Origin of the sequence: Nonomuraea sp. NPDC049141, from assembly GCF_040648415.1 — a bacterium.
Classification (GTDB): domain Bacteria; phylum Actinomycetota; class Actinomycetes; order Streptosporangiales; family Streptosporangiaceae; genus Nonomuraea.
In genome coordinates, this window is the sequence record NZ_JBEZDR010000033.1 from 79,441 (window position 1) to 93,826 (window position 14,386).

Consider the following 14,386-nt stretch of genomic DNA (forward strand, 5'->3'; position numbering starts at 1 on the left):
CTGCGTTCAGCGGCCGAGAAATCACGACCGATATCCGATGTGGTGCAACAGGCTCCGCAGCCGGCGCTCGATCTGTGCCGCGGTCACGTCTTCTTCATGCTGGAGCAGGACGGAGCCGATCGAGCTGGCCAGGATCTCCCGGATGACACCGGGATCAGTGTCCGGCGGGAGGAGACCGGCGTCGATGGTCCGCTGCGCGATCTGCGTCAGGGCGTCCAGTCGTGGCTTCAGGTAGCGCTCGGTGTAGGCGGTCACCAGTTGCGGGTAGTCGACCGAGGCGCCGATGACACGTGCCATCAGCGCGCGAAAGCGGGGGCGGCTGAGGAGCTCGGCGATGGACGAGACCAGTTCGTCGATCGTCTGCCCGGCCGGGGCGGCGTCCATGTCGGAGGCACGGGCGTGCTCCAACGCGGCCATCAGGAGGTCGTCCTTGGCTCGCCAGCGCCGGTAGACGGTCAGTTTCGCCACGCCGGCGCGTTGGGCGACCGCTTCGATGCTGGTGCCCGCCGCGCCGCGTTCGATCAGCAGGTCCAACGCCGCGTCCAGGATGGCGGCGTCGTTTCCCGGGTCGCGTGGGCGGCCGTGGCGTTCTACGCGGGCCACAGCACCTGGTTCAGCCATGCCGTCAGTTTGTCGGGTGCCGGACGGCCACGCCAACCGATGTGCCCGTCAGGACGGATCAGCACCACGTCGGACGAGCCGCGCTCCACCGGGGTGAGCCCGACGACGAGGTCGGCACCCAGCAGCGCCGCGGCGGCCTCGACGTGGCGGCGGGCGACATCCTGATCGCCGGCCAGCACCACCCAGCGCCCGGAGATCGCGGCGTGCAGCGTGGTCCGGCCGCCGTCGAGACGTCGGCAGGTGAGGTCGGGCATCCGGTCGCCGGGACGCGGGCCCGGCATCCACCGATGCGCGCCCGGAGCCAGCGGACCGCCCCGGTAGCTGATGCCGAGCTGGGAGGCGGCCCGCCACAGCCGGCGCTGCACCGCGGGCAGGCGGACGACCGGCAGGACGACCTTGTCGCGCAGCAGGCGCTTCCACGGGTCGTGCGGCAGCATGATGCCCACGGCGGCGCTGGTGGCGCGGAGGACTTTGCGGGCCAGCGGTCGTCGTTCGCCCTCGTAGGTGTCGAGCAGCCGCTGGTCGGCGCGGCCGCGGGCGACCAGCACCAGCTTCCAGGCCAGGTTCTCCGCGTCGCCCAGCCCGGTGTTCTGCCCCTGACCGCCAGTGGGGCTCTGGATGTGTGCCGCGTCTCCGGCGAGCAGGATCCGGCCGCGCCGGTAGGCGTCGGCGAGCCGACGGTGGATGCGGAACTCCGTGGCCCAGCGAATGTCCGTGACCGTGTCGAGGTCGACCCCGCTGCGGCGGGAGAGCTCGCTCAGCACCCGGTCGGTGATCTCCTTTTCGGAAAGTTGGTCCGGCAGGTCCGACGGCGGTTCGGTGAACACCCGCCAGGTGTCGTCGGGCAGCGCGGTGACCGACAGCATGTGACCGGCATCCATCCAGGTCGTGCTGCCGTTCCTGTCCCATGGCCACTGGGCCCGTACGTCCACCATGAGCAGGCGCTCGAGGAGTTTGCGGCCGGGAAAGCCGATTGCGGCGAGTTTGCGGACGGTGCTGTGCGCGCCGTCGCAGCCGATCAGCCAGTGGGTCTCGACGTGATGTTCGGCGCCGTCGGCGGTCTGGACGGTGGCGGTGACGCCCGCGTCGTCCTGCCGGGCGGCGACCAGCCGGGTGCCCCATTCGACGTGGCCGCCCAGTTCGGCCAGGCGTTGCCGCATGGTGCCCTCGACGTCGGCCTGTGAGATCAGCAGCGCCTGTTTCGGCTGGTCGGCGACGGCTTGGCCGACGTGGAACCGCAGTACGGTACGGGATCCCTCGTTGTAGGACATGTTGAGGGACGACTGGGAACGTTGTGGCAACTCGCCGAGCGCGCCGATCCGTTCGAGGACCTCGACGCCGCGTGGTTGCAGGCCGAGGGCGCGGGAGGTGGTGGCGGGGGCGGGAGCGCCGTCGATGACGCGCACGGGGATGTCGTGCAGTGCCAGGTGGATGGACAGGGCCAGCCCGGTGGGGCCGGCGCCCACGATGAGTACGGTCATTTAGTAAACGATACGGTACCGATTACTAAGTCTTCAACGCGCTACCCTGTGCGACAATTGTCATAGTCAGGTCGCTTCAGTCTCCCCCCGTGAGCAGGACGATGGAGAGGGACGGCCATGGACATCAGGCCGCAGGCGGTTGTCATCCCGAAGGAGACCGACCGGCTGGAGCAGGGGAAGTACGGCCCCGTCTACCCGCGTAGCCCGGCATGTTACGGGTTCACCGTCATCGCGAAGGTCAAACCAGGCCGGGCCGATGCCATGCGAGAGTACGGCTCCACGCTCGCCAAGGCCCTGGAAGGCGATCCGTATCTCCTCGCGCCGCTCAAGCTGCACTACCTGCGCTGGGTGCTCTTCGACGACGACACGCGCTTCATGTACCAGGGGATCTTCGACACCGACTTCGACAAGTACACCGAGGACGCCATCGCGCTGTTCAGCAAGGCGGGCGTGAGCACGGCCTTCGAGAACCTCGAAGGCTTCCCCGAGGACTGGAGGACCAACCCCGAGGCGTTCATCAGGTTCGTCCGTGAGCATCACTGCCCGAGCTTCATCGAGTACGGCGAGTATCCGTACGTCACCGCGGACGAGATCAAAAAGGCTCTGCGGATCAAGAGCGCCCTGTCGGAGATGCTCGACCAGCTCCAGTGACGGCCCGGAGGCGAGATGAACGAGTTCAGAACGGCGCGGACCTACAACCAGAACCACGTACCGCGTCCCTACACTCCCGGCCGGCGGCGGTTGAGCATCTACGTCGCGTGGAGCTATCCAGCCGAGGCGGGCAGGAACCCGGCCGAGCTGGACAACCGGTTCTCCACGATGACCGAAGTGCGCCGCGTGACCTGGCCGGCCTACGAAGACCCGAAGTGGTCGGATCCGCTGCGGTTCCAGCAAGGCATCGCGGGCGGGCTGGAGCTGTTCTTCTGGGGTTGGCTGCCTTTCCAGCAGTTCGTCCAGGAGACCACCGGACATCCCGTACCCGTGTATCAACGCGTCGACCAGGCCGGATTCCACACCCCTCTGGACGAGCGGGTGCTGGCCGACACCGACACGATGTTCGTGTGGGGGCTGGACCACATGATCACCGGGCAGGACGCCACCTCCGCCGAGATCGAGGCGGTGCGTGACTTCCTCACCCGCGAAGGGACCTGCCTGGCCCTGGGGCCGCATCATGACGTCGGCGCGTCGGACGACCTGGCGGTGCGCGAGATCGAATATCGGCACCACGGTGACGCGCTGGTGCCCCGCCAGCAACGCTTCGGCAGGTACACCAGATCGCTGATCGCCGGTCTGGGGGTGCCCGTCGAGAACCGCTACGGCCTCCGTCCCGCGGTGACGGAAGGGAAGAAGAGCGCTCCTCTGTCCATCGCCCGGGATCTGGACACCAAGAGGTGGCTGGAAGGCGTGTCCAGCTTCAACTTCCACATGCACCTCCCCCACTACGCCGTGACCACCGACGACCCGAACGTCATCCATGTGCTGGGCAGACAGCCGATCGACCTGTCCAGACCGCACCCCTTCACGGAGGCCGGAAACACCGAGTTCAACATGTTCCTGTGGATGCCGCCCAGCGGTGACCGGGCCGGTGACGTGATCATGGCGGACACCACGATCTTCAGCTCGCTGTTCGGCGTCGACGAAAGCCTGCGCGCCTTCTGGAACAACATCGTCTCGGCGAAGTAGCGCGGGAAGAAGGCGGGTTTCGGTGAGCGAGCGAACCCACGTCAAGCTCGAACTCGACGACATCCAGCGCGGGGTCCTCAGCCCCCGGCCGAGCCCGTACGCGGCGACCTACATCCTGTTCCGCATCGACGACCGCGACCGCGGACGGGAGCTGATGCGGCGGGTCGGCGCCGTGACGACCTCGGCCGCCGACACGGTGAGCCCGCTGGGCGAGACCTGGGTCAGTGTCGCGCTCACCTATCACGGCCTCAAGGCGCTCGGGGTGCCGCGGGAGTCGCTGGAGACCTTCGCCTGGGAGTTCCGGCAGGGCATGGCCGCACGCGCCAAGGCGCTGGGCGACGTCGGCGAGAGCGCCCCCGAGCACTGGGAGGCGCCGCTGGGCACGCCCGAGGTGCACGTGGTGCTGGTGGCACTCGCTCCCGACAGCACGCACCTGGAGGCGGCCATCGACCGTGCCCGCCCGGCCTACGACGCCCTCCCCGGTGTGACGGCCATCTGGCGTCAGAACTGCCACGCGCTGCCCACCGAGACCGAACCCTTCGGCTACCGCGACGGCATCAGCCATCCGGCCGTCGAGGGCAGCGGCATCGCCGGATCCAACAAGCTGGAGGTGCCCCTCAAGGCCGGCGAATTCGTGCTCGGCTACCCTGACGAGCTCGGCGGCATCCAGACGCCGAAGCCCGAGGCGCTCGGCCGCAACGGCACCTACGTGGTCTTCCGCAAGCTCCACCAGCGCGTCGCCTTGTTCCGGCGCTACCTGAAGGACAACGCCACCAGCCCCGAGGACGAGGAACTCCTGGCCGCCAAGATCATGGGCCGCTGGCGCAGCGGCGCGCCTCTGGCGCTCTGCCCCCTGCACGACGATCCCACGCTCGGCGCCGACCCGTACCGCAACAACAGTTTCCTGTACGAACAGGACGATCCGGCCGGCTTCGCCACTCCCGGTGGCAGCCACATCCGACGGGGCAACCCCCGGGACGCGGCGGTGGCCGGAGTGCCGAGGCTGCACCGAATGATCAGACGCGGCACCGCCTACGGCCCGCTGCTGCCCGAGGGCGTCCTGGAAGACGACGGGGCCGATCGCGGGCTGATGTTCGCCTTCGTCGGGGCGCACCTGGGGCGGCAGTTCGAGTTCGCCCAGTCCGAATGGATGAACGACGGCGTCTTCTTCGGCGCGGGCGACGCGAGGGATCCCGTCATCGGTGCCCACGACGGCTCCGGCGATTTCACCATTCCCCGGCGTCCCGTACGGCGACGCCTGGTCGCGCTGCCGCGGTTCGTCGTCACACGCGGCGGCGAATACTGCTTCATGCCGGGACTGACCGCGCTGCGCTGGCTGGGTGACCTCACAGACTGAGGACCTGGGATCCACATGAACACACTTCAGTTGCTGTTCAACGCCGTCACCGTTGTCTTCATAGCGGCCACCATGTTCGCCGCCGGTCTCGCGACCACCCTGCCGGCGCTGTGTACCGTCTTCACCGACCTCCCGCTGCTCCTGCTGGTACTCCTGGCCAACCTGGTGTGCGTCCCGCTCCTCGGCTGGGGTGTCGCCGCGCTGTTCGGCTTGCCCGCGGCCTCGTTCATCGCGCTGCTGCTCGTCGCGTCCTCACCTGGCGGACCGTTCGGCGCGAAACTCGCCATGGTGCAGAACGGCGACGTGGTCGCCGGTGCGGCGACGCAGGTGCTGCTGGCCGCCATCGGCAGCGTCACCTTCGGGCCGACGGTCAATGTCATCCTCAAGACCGCGAACGTGGGTGGTGGGGTCTCGCTCGACGTCGCGACGCTGATGCTGACCGTGGCGGTCCTCCAGCTCGTACCGTTCGCCGTCGGGTTGATCGTCCGCCATTACGCCGCGTCCACGGCGCAGGCGTGGCATCCCGTGGCCGCCGTGGTGTCGAACGTGACGTTCCTCGTCGTGCTGGTGGGCATGCTGGTCGGCAACTGGCGGGCCGTCATCGCGCTGATCGGCTCACTCACCCTGCTCGCGGGCTTCGTCTTCGCCATCATCGTGTTCGCTCTCGGCACGGCCCTGGCCACCGGACCTTGGCCCCGCCGCACCACCCCGGTGCGCGGCCTGGTTTTCGGCCTGGCCGCCGGGCTGGCGATGGTGATCCTGATGTGGCTCACCGTCGGTTCCGTCGTTTCCACCCTCGTCGCCGGGGCCGTCTCCGCGCTCGCGGTCGGCCTCGCCCACGGCACCGCGTCGGGGTTCGCCGCCTGGGCGGAGGCTCCGACCCCGGAGGGGCAGGCCAGCACCCCACTGACCAGTTGGCGAGCCGACCGGACGCTCAACCTCGTCCGCGCCGGCACGATCGGCTTCAGTGCCGCCCTGACGGGCGGCCTGGCAGCCGGGCTCGCAGCCGGGCTCACCGAGACCCCCGCGTTCGGGTTCTCGGCCGGGCTTGTGTACGCGCTCGCCTTCGGTCTCACCGCCGGGCTCGCGGCCGGGCATCACCACGCCTGGATGGCGTACCTGATCGCTACCATCCGTCTTGCCCTGGCCGGTCGGCTTCCCCGCAAGCTGATGCTGTTCCTGGACGACGCGCACCGCCTCGGCCTGTTGCGCGCGGTCGGCCCGATCTACCAGTTCCGGCACGCCGAACTCCAGGACCATCTGGCCGCCGCTTATCGCGCATCGGAACCTACGGGCTGAAGGCTCAGTAGCCCGCAGGCGCCGGCCAGTGGCGCTCCACCCCGATCTTGTCCAGCTCCCCGGTGAACTCCTCCAGCAGCGCCTCCCGCTCCCTGACCTCCTGCGGTTCCACCCCCCGGCGCAGGCAGTACGCCGCCAGATGGCCCGCGACCTCACCCACGTTCCACTCCACCGGGTGCAGGCGGAAACACCCGTTGGAGATGTGCGTGGTGCCGAGGTTCTTCCCCGCGGGCAGCAGGTTGCGCATCGTGACCGGAAGCAACGCGCCGAGCGGGATCTCGAAGGGCACGCTGGCGATGTCGATGTAGTTGTCCCCGCCGGTCGACGGGTGCAGGTCGATGCGGTACGCGCCGACCCCGACGGAGTCATGGTGCCGCAACGTGCCGCGGTCACCGACGATGGCCCTGGAGACGTGGTGCTCGGTGACGGTGGTGACCGCGCGGATGCGCCTCGACTCCCTGACGTAGGCGGACTTCGCCAGCCCGTCGGCGGTGCCGACCACGTCGTGGCGGAGCCGGAGCCCGGGGAAACCGGTGCCACCGTCAGGACGGGGCGCTTCGGTCTGGAGCCAGTACAGCAGGGACAGCGACAGCTGCTTGGCCTCCCGGTGCGCCAGCGCGGCCGTGTCGGCATCCACCTCGATGATCGGGCGTAGCCAGTAGTCGTTCAGCGGCCAGTTGACCAGAGTGATGTCGGAAGCGGCGAAACCGGGCTCGAACAGGTCGCGGGCGAGGATCCTGCGGAACATCCACAGGTCCTTGTCCCCTGATTGGGCGCTCTGGTCGGCCAGCACTCCGCGGGGGTCACCGGGCGGGTTGGGGTCGAACCAGCGGGCTTCGGGCTCCAGGGTGCGTGGGTCCGGTGCGCTGAAGCCGAGCAGCGGCCCGGGCCAGAAGCCTGGCCGGTAGTCGCGCCAGAATCCGTAGTCCACCGGCCGGTCGATGACGTGGTTCTCACCCTCGTGGTGCGAGACGGCGAAGCAGTAGGTGATGCCCTGCATGTTCAGCGGCTGATACTCCTCCGGCGCGTGCGGCTCGTCGTGCTCGCTCCTGGCCTCCGCGCCCGTGACGTACTCCGTCTTCGCCAGCGGCAGCAACTCGCCGGTCTCCGTCGCGTCGAGGACATAGGCGGCGGCGATGGTGTGCGAGTCGCCGGAGCGGGTGTCCAGCAGCGTGACGGCCCTGACGCGGTCGCCGTCCACCTCGACGTCGACGGGGCGGTGTTCCAGGAGGACGCGCAGCCGCCCGGCGGCCAGGTGGGGAGCCAGCATAGCCTTGAGGATCGCCAGGGAGACGCGCGGCTCGTGGCACAACTTGCTGACATATCCGGCGCCGGGGTTCAGCTCGCGCCAGCGCCGTGCGCCGCCGGTCATGGGGTACCAGTGCCGGTAGTAGTCGCGGATGGAGCCGCGCACGTCACGATAAGTGGCGGTGGCTCCGTAGCTCTCGATCCACGGGTGCTCGTCAGGGGGTACGGCCTGCGCGGTGAGCTGGCCACCGATCCAGTCCGTCTCTTCGGTGAGGACGACGGCGTGGCCCGCGCGGCAGGCGGCCAGGGCTGCGGCGACGCCGCCGAGCCCACCGCCGACGATGAGGATGTCGGTCATGGGTGGTGCCTTTCCAAGGGCTGGCGGGGAGGTGCCGCGGTCTCGCCTGGCTCCAGCTCGCAGGCCATGAGCTGGTGCCTGAGGACCGTACGGTCTCCCGCGATGAGTTTCGTGAGCAGCCGGACAGCCGCGGCCCCCATCTCGCGACGGGGTACGGCGAAGCCGGTGAGACCTGCCGCGCGGTCGCGAGGGTCGCCGAGCGTGGCCAAGGAGAGGTCGTCAGGGAAGCGGAGACCCGCGCGCTCGGCGGCCACCAGGAGGGCGCGGTGGGCGGCGTCGGTGTCGGTGGCCTCGGTGACCATCGCGGTGACGCCCTGCTCGCGCCAGGCGCGCAACCGCTCAGGGGTCAGGTCGGTGCCGTCGGTGCGCACCACCGCGGCCGCCAGCCCGCATTCGTCCATGCCGCTCCTGAAGCCCGCCTCCCTGTCGACGGAGGTGATCGCCTCGTCGGCTTCGCGCACGTACAGGATGCGCTCGTGGCCGAGCCCCGCCAGGTGCCGCACCACGGCGGCGCTCGCGGAGACATAGTCAGCGCCGACGTAGGGCAGGCGGTCGCCGAACTCGTCGTGCCGCCCTATGTAGACGACGGGCAGATCGGTGGCCAGCAGGCGATCCATTTCCGGCACGGGCAGGTGCCTGCCCAGGAACAGGCAGCCGTCGGCCAGCCGTACCCGGTTGAGCACCTGGGCGTGCGGGCGCTCGCCCGTGATGCTGGAGGCGATGAACATCAGCAGGTCGTAGCCCTGCGCCGCCGACTCCTCCTCGATGCCCACCAGGAACGGGTAGTAGGCGTGGGACATCTCGGTGGGGAAGGTCGAGGTGAAGGTGTAGAGACCGAGCAGGTTGTTCTGCCCGGCCGCCAGGCGGGTGGCGATCGGGTCGGGCATGTACCCGAGCTGCGCGGCGGCCTCCATGACCTTGCGCTGGGTCTCCTCGGCGATCCCCACGGCGGCGGCGCCGCCGCCGAGGATCAGCGACACGGTCGGCTGCGAGACGCCGGCCAGTCGAGCGATGTCCGCCTGACGAGGGCGACTCATGGCATATCCCCCAAAAAGTAGTAGATCACGGAGCCTCGATCCCGCCGTCCGGCCTGCGCACCTGTGCGGCCCACCGCTCGTGCAGGTGCGTCTCCGGCTGATATCGCCTGGCGGCGTCCTCATCGAGGTCGATACCCCAGCCGGGCCGGTCGGAGGGGGCGATGTAGCCGTTGACCGTCCGCAACGTTCCCGGGAACACCTCGTGCACGGTCTCCGGGTAGACGTGCGCCTCCTGGATCCCGAACGCGGGGCTGGTGACGTCGAGTGTGACGTTGGCCGCGGCACCCACCGGCGACACGTCCGGCGGCCCGTGCCAGGCCGTCCGTACCCCGGTCAGCTCGCACAACGCGGCGAGCTTGCGCACGGGCGTCAGCCCGCCGACGGCCGAGACGTGCAGGCGCAGGTAGTCGACGCCACCGGAGGTGATGAGACGCGCCGCGTCGGTCACCGAGGAGACCAGTTCGCCGGAGGCGATCGGCATCGGCGCCGCCGCCCGCACCTCGGGCAGCCGGTCGAAGTGCTCGGGCGCGAGCGGGTCCTCCAGGAAGAACAGCCGGTACGGCTCCAGCGACCGCGCGAGCACCACCGCCTCCTTCGGCGTGAGCCGGTTGTGCGCGTCGTGCAGCAGGCCGAGCTCATCACCGAGAACCTCGCGGGCGCGCTCGAACAACCGCGGCGTGGTCCGCAGGTAGTGACCGACGTCCCAGCCGTCAGGATGGGGGCTGCCGGGATACCCGCCGGGCGTGCCGACGCCGCCGTACGTGCCGAGCCCCGGCCCGCCCGCCTGCAGCCGCACGTAGCGGTAGCCCTTCTCGGCGAGCGCGGCGGCCCGCTCGATCGACTCCTCGATCTCGCCACCGCGAGCCCCGGTGTAGACGGCGGCTGCCGCCCTGACCCGCCCGCCCAGCAGCTCGTACACCGGCACACCGAAACGCTTGCCCGCGATGTCCCACAACGCCTGGTCGATGCCGGACAGCGCGTTGTTGTGCACCGGCCCGCCCCGCCAGTACGAGGAGTAATGCAGCATCCGGCCGATGTCCTCGATATCGGCCGGATGCCGGCCGATGACCATGGGCGCGACGTGCTGCTCGATCGCGGCGACCACGGCGTGGAAGCGTTGGGTGAAGGTGGCGCAGCCCAGGCCGTACAGGCCGGGCTCCGAGGTGTCGACCCGCACGACGACGAGCGGCACCCCGCCCGGGGCGGTGACGATCGTGCGCACACCGGTGATGCGCAGCCCGTCCCTGGCCTCCCACGGCGCCTGCGTCTCCGGCATGATCATGATTGTCGCTCCTCTGGAAACGGATGCGAGGCGGTGAACCCGAGCAGCCGCCTGGCCGGTTCGAGATCGATGGCCACCGTCCTGCCGGGAAACGCCGTACGACGCGGCACGCCGGGGTGGTGTGTCACGAGCAACTCCTCGGTGGGAGTCGTCACGAGCGTCTCGGGCGCGGCGACGAAGACGACCGGCGCGCCGTGCAGCGGAGCCGTCAGCCCGAGCAGGCAGGCGCGCGCGGCGTCGCGCAGGTCGAGGTAGCTCCACACCTCCGTGGCCCCGGCCGCGGGCTCCCTGGCCAGCCGCTCCGCGCGCGCGGCGAGCCTGGCCCGGTCGCCGAGGAAGGGGAAACGCAGCGCGACGACGGTCATGCCGTGCCGCCGGTGCATCATCGCCGCCGTGGCCTCGTCCACCTGCTTGGACAGCGCGTACGGATCCTCGATCCGCAACGGCGTCAGCTCGTCCAGCGGCAGATACGGCGGGCTCGGGCGCGACCTGGCGAAGGGCAGACCAGTGATCGACAAGCTGCTGGCGATCACGGCCCGCCGTACCCCCTGCTCCCCCGCCTCGTTCAGCACGACGAACGTCGCCAGCGTGTTGGCCGAGAACACCACCTCGGGCGCCGCCACCTCGGGCGAGGCCAGCGCCGCCGTGTGGACGACGGCGTCGGCCCCTTCGAGGGCCGAGCGGACGGCGGCCGGATCACGGGCGTCGCCCACGACGACCCGCTCCGCCGCCAGCGGGCCGGGATCCTCCGCGACGAGCGCGGTCACGGCGATGTCCCGCGAGGCGAGTTCGGTCAGTACGGCGGAACCGAGGCGGCCGGCCGCACCGGTGACCAGGACCCTCATCCCTTCAGCCCCGTGAAGGCGATGCCCCGGATGATCTGCCGCTGGAACAGCAGGAACACCACAACGGGCGGGATGATCGCGATCAGCATCCCGGCGATGAGCAGGGCCTGGTCCGAGGTGTCCGCGAGCCGGGGCAGGGCCACCGCCAGCGGCTGGCTCTCGGTGTCGGTGAGGGCGATCATGGGCCAGAGGAAGTCCTTCCACGCGTTCATGACAGCCAGCAGTGATACCACGGCCAGGATCGGACGCGACATGGGCAGCACCAGCCGGGTGAAGATCCGCCACGGCCCGGCGCCGTCAAGACGCGCCGCCTCGAACAGCTCCTTGGGGATGCCGTCGAAGAACTGCTTGACCAGCAGGACGTTGAAGGCGTGTGCCCCTGCGGGCAACCACACCGACAGCGGGGTGTTGGCGATGGACAGGTCCAGGACGGTCAGGTACAGCGAGACCATCGAGACCGTGCCAGGCAGGAACAACGTCGCCAGGACCGCGCCATAGACGTACTTGCCGTAAGAGGGCCGCAGGACCGACAGCGCGTAGGCGCCTGTCGTCGCGACGAACAGCTGCGTGAACCAGGAGCCGCCGACGAGTACGACGGTGTTCGTCAGGTAGTGGCCGACCTCCAGGGTCGTCCACGCCTCCGCCAGGTTCGACCATCGCACGTCCGCCGGCCACAGGGCCAGCGGCCGGCGCAGCGACTCCTGGGTGGAGGAGATCGCGCCCTTGAAGATCCAGTAGATCGGCCCGGCACCCTCCAGGACCAGGGCCACGATGAGCAGCACCTGGGTTGTGCCCAAGCCGAGGCGCATCCCGCGCCTTTCGGTGTCGGAGATCACTCCTCTCACTTCGTCCCCCACGTTCTGGTGAGCCGCAGGTATACGGCCGACAGCACCGCCAGCACCACGGCCAGGCTCACGCTCAGCGCCGCCGCCGTGCCGTAGTCGCCGTTGACGAAGGCGTACCTGTAGATCAACAGCAGCACCGTGACCGTCGAGTCCTCCGGCCCGCCGTCGGTCAGCACGAACGGCTCGGTGAACACCTGGAAGGTGCTGATCACCTGGAGCAGCAGCATGATCAGCAGGATGGGCCGCAGCTGCGGCAGCGTCACGTGCCACAACCTGCGCCACACCGACGCCCCGTCCAGTTCGGCCGCCTCGTACAGCTCGGTGGGCACGCCGGACAGCGCGGCCAGGTAGATGAGCACGGCGCCGCCGGCGCCCGCCCAGGTCGCCTCCAGGACCAGGCTCGGCATCGCCATGCCCGTGGACTGCAACCAGGGGTACGGTCCCAGCCCGGCCAACCCGAGCAACTGGTTGAACAGGCCGGAGTCCGGGTCGTAGAACCACTTCCACATCAGCACGGCCACCACCGGCGGCACCACCACCGGCAGGTACACCAGCACCCGCATCAACCCGGAGCCGCGCCGCAACTCCGACATCAGCACCGCCAGGAAGATCGGCAGCGGGAAGCCGATCAGCAGGGCCAGACCGGTGAACAGCAGCGTGTTGCGCACCGCCATGCCCAGCAGGGGGTCGGCGAGCAGGGTGCGGAAGTTGTCCAGGCCCGCGAACGTCGCCGCCTCGACCAGGTTGGTCCGCTGGAAGCCGAGCACCACGCTACGGATGATCGGCCACCACGAGAACAGGCCGAAGACCAGCACCGTCGGGATGAGGAACAGCGCGGCCGCGACGCCTTTGGACCGGGTCACTGTGCTTTCTCGAGCAGCGGCGCGACTCGCGCCGCCGCCTTGGTCAGCTCGTCGCGCGGGTCGGCGTCCTTACGGGTCAGAACGGCCTGCACGGCGGTGTCGAGCGCGCCGTACAGATCCTGGGCGGCGACAGGGGGCTCGACGACGTACTCCAGCTTGTCGGTGTCCTTCACGTAGGGCGCGAAGTTCGACACCGGGATGTTGGCGTGCTTGGCGATCGCGGCGTTCACCGGGCCCGCCACCGACACGCCGTAGAACGGCAGCGTGGGCAGGGCGACGGCCAGCTTGTCCGCCGCGTTGGCCACGGCCAGTTGCTCGGCGGCCGCCGGGTCGTAGTTGGGCTTGAGGTAGTAGAAGTCGATCCACTTCACCGCGGCGGCTCGCTGCGCGGCTGTGGCTTTGGCGTTGACGGCCGCCACCAGGCCGCCCAGCAGCGTCGCCTTGCCCGCACCCTGCTGCGGCAGCGCCGCGATGCCGAAGTCGTCCGGCTTGCCGGAGTAGAGGGTGGTGTAGCGGTTGTAGCTGTTCACGGTGCCGATCAGCATGCCGATCTTGCCGGCGGCGAAGTCGCGCTCCGCGTCCTGCTGGGTGCGCAGGTGGTTGGCGCCCATGGAGTCGTCCTGCCACCGCATCGCGGACAGGTGCCGCAGCGCCTCCTCCGCCGGGCCGTCCAGGAGGGAGGACACGTACTTGTCGCCCTCCTGCTTCTCCATCCGCCCACCGAAGGAGTAGGTCATCGCGGTCAGGATCCAGCCGCCGGTGTTCTTGACCGTCATCTGCGTGTATCCGGTCGCACCCGTCCCGGCGATCTTCTTGGCCGCCGCCCTGACCTCGTCCCACGTGGCCGGTGGCCGGTCCGGGTCGAGCCCCGCCTTGGTGAACAGGGCGCGGTTGTAGACCAGGCCCAGCGCGTACTCGGTGACGGGCAGGCCGTAGACCTTGCCGTCCGCGCCGGTCGCCGGGGCCAGCGCGCGCGGGTCGAAGTCTCCCGCGTGCGGCAGGCTCTTGATCTCGGCGCTGAGGTCGGCGACCTGGCGCCGGGCGATGAGCCCCGGCGGCTCGGTGAGCGGCACGGTCAGCACCGTCTCCGCGTTGCCGCCGGCCAGCCTGGTCGCGAACGTCCTGGCGTCCCACTGCGTGTCGGTCGGTTTGATCTTGATGGTGGGGTTGGCCTTCTCGAACGCGGCGACCGCGTCGAGGAACTGCTTGCGGGTCTTGGCGGCGGTGGTGGGAGGCATGCCCGCCACGGTGATGGCGGTCTTGCCCGAGTCCTCACCCGACGAGCCGGACGAGCAGCCCGCCGTCGCGGCGGCGAGCACGAGCGCCCCCGCCATCCACCTTCTGGAGGCTGATACATCCATGGCGACTCCTCTGGCCTAATGCGGATTAGGTGGCATCTAATCCGCATTAGGAGACGGTGTCAAGGCGTTACCGCCAGATTACGTGATGCGCACAAATCACCCTTGA

13 protein-coding genes are annotated in these 14,386 nt (G+C 69.7%); 4 read left to right on the top strand and 9 right to left on the bottom strand.

The genetic code is table 11. The features are described 5' to 3' along the window. Nucleotides 1-21: 21 nt before the first annotated feature. Nucleotides 22-621: a TetR/AcrR family transcriptional regulator gene (locus tag AB0B91_RS58500; protein ID WP_358340764.1), complete on the bottom strand. Its 600-nt coding sequence runs from the start codon at nucleotides 619-621 to the stop codon at nucleotides 22-24. Next, complete coding sequence (locus tag AB0B91_RS58505) at nucleotides 591-2,102, bottom strand: FAD-dependent monooxygenase (protein ID WP_358340766.1); 1,512 nt, start codon at nucleotides 2,100-2,102, stop codon at nucleotides 591-593. Before AB0B91_RS58505 ends, AB0B91_RS58500 begins: the two co-directional genes overlap by 31 nt. A 117-nt stretch (nucleotides 2,103-2,219) precedes the next feature. Between AB0B91_RS58505 and AB0B91_RS58510 the strand changes: the two genes are divergently transcribed. From AB0B91_RS58510 to AB0B91_RS58525, 4 genes are read left to right on the top strand one after another with little or no spacing between them, the layout of a single operon-like run. Continuing rightward, entirely contained in the window at nucleotides 2,220-2,753 is a 534-nt protein-coding gene (locus AB0B91_RS58510) for a hypothetical protein (RefSeq protein WP_358340768.1), read from the top strand. A gap of 15 nt (nucleotides 2,754-2,768) precedes the next feature. Then, entirely contained in the window at nucleotides 2,769-3,785 is a 1,017-nt protein-coding gene (locus AB0B91_RS58515) for a hypothetical protein (RefSeq protein WP_358340770.1), read from the top strand. A 22-nt stretch (nucleotides 3,786-3,807) separates the two neighbouring features. After that, entirely contained in the window at nucleotides 3,808-5,142 is a 1,335-nt protein-coding gene (locus AB0B91_RS58520; RefSeq protein WP_358340772.1) for a peroxidase, read from the top strand. Nucleotides 5,143-5,157: 15 nt separating this feature from the next. After that, nucleotides 5,158-6,441 carry a hypothetical protein gene (locus tag AB0B91_RS58525; RefSeq protein ID WP_358340774.1) on the top strand — a complete coding sequence of 428 codons (1,284 nt, stop codon included), beginning with the start codon at nucleotides 5,158-5,160 and terminating at the stop codon, nucleotides 6,439-6,441. 4 nt (nucleotides 6,442-6,445) lie between these two features. On the opposite strand, the gene AB0B91_RS58530 is transcribed toward AB0B91_RS58525, so the two are convergent. From AB0B91_RS58530 to AB0B91_RS58560, 7 genes are read right to left on the bottom strand one after another with little or no spacing between them, the layout of a single operon-like run. Further along, a complete protein-coding gene (locus AB0B91_RS58530) occupies nucleotides 6,446-8,047 on the bottom strand; it encodes an FAD-dependent oxidoreductase (protein ID WP_358340776.1) in 1,602 nt (533 codons plus the stop codon). Then, on the bottom strand, nucleotides 8,044-9,084 hold the full coding sequence (locus AB0B91_RS58535; protein ID WP_358340778.1) for a LacI family DNA-binding transcriptional regulator: 1,041 nt from the start codon (nucleotides 9,082-9,084) through the stop codon (nucleotides 8,044-8,046). Before AB0B91_RS58535 ends, AB0B91_RS58530 begins: the two co-directional genes overlap by 4 nt. 25 nt (nucleotides 9,085-9,109) lie before the next feature. After that, entirely contained in the window at nucleotides 9,110-10,366 is a 1,257-nt protein-coding gene (locus tag AB0B91_RS58540) for an enolase C-terminal domain-like protein (RefSeq protein ID WP_358340780.1), read from the bottom strand. Continuing rightward, nucleotides 10,363-11,211: an NAD(P)-dependent oxidoreductase gene (locus tag AB0B91_RS58545; protein ID WP_358340782.1), complete on the bottom strand. Its 849-nt coding sequence runs from the start codon at nucleotides 11,209-11,211 to the stop codon at nucleotides 10,363-10,365. Before AB0B91_RS58545 ends, AB0B91_RS58540 begins: the two co-directional genes overlap by 4 nt. Further along, entirely contained in the window at nucleotides 11,208-12,020 is an 813-nt protein-coding gene (locus tag AB0B91_RS58550; RefSeq protein ID WP_358340783.1) for a carbohydrate ABC transporter permease, read from the bottom strand. Before AB0B91_RS58550 ends, AB0B91_RS58545 begins: the two co-directional genes overlap by 4 nt. Nucleotides 12,021-12,052: 32 nt before the next feature. Next, a complete protein-coding gene (locus tag AB0B91_RS58555) occupies nucleotides 12,053-12,919 on the bottom strand; it encodes a sugar ABC transporter permease (RefSeq protein WP_358340785.1) in 867 nt (288 codons plus the stop codon). Further along, a complete protein-coding gene (locus AB0B91_RS58560; protein ID WP_358340786.1) occupies nucleotides 12,916-14,280 on the bottom strand; it encodes an extracellular solute-binding protein in 1,365 nt (454 codons plus the stop codon). The genes AB0B91_RS58555 and AB0B91_RS58560 overlap by 4 nt, the downstream gene beginning before the upstream one ends. Between the last annotated feature and the right edge of the window lie 106 nt (nucleotides 14,281-14,386).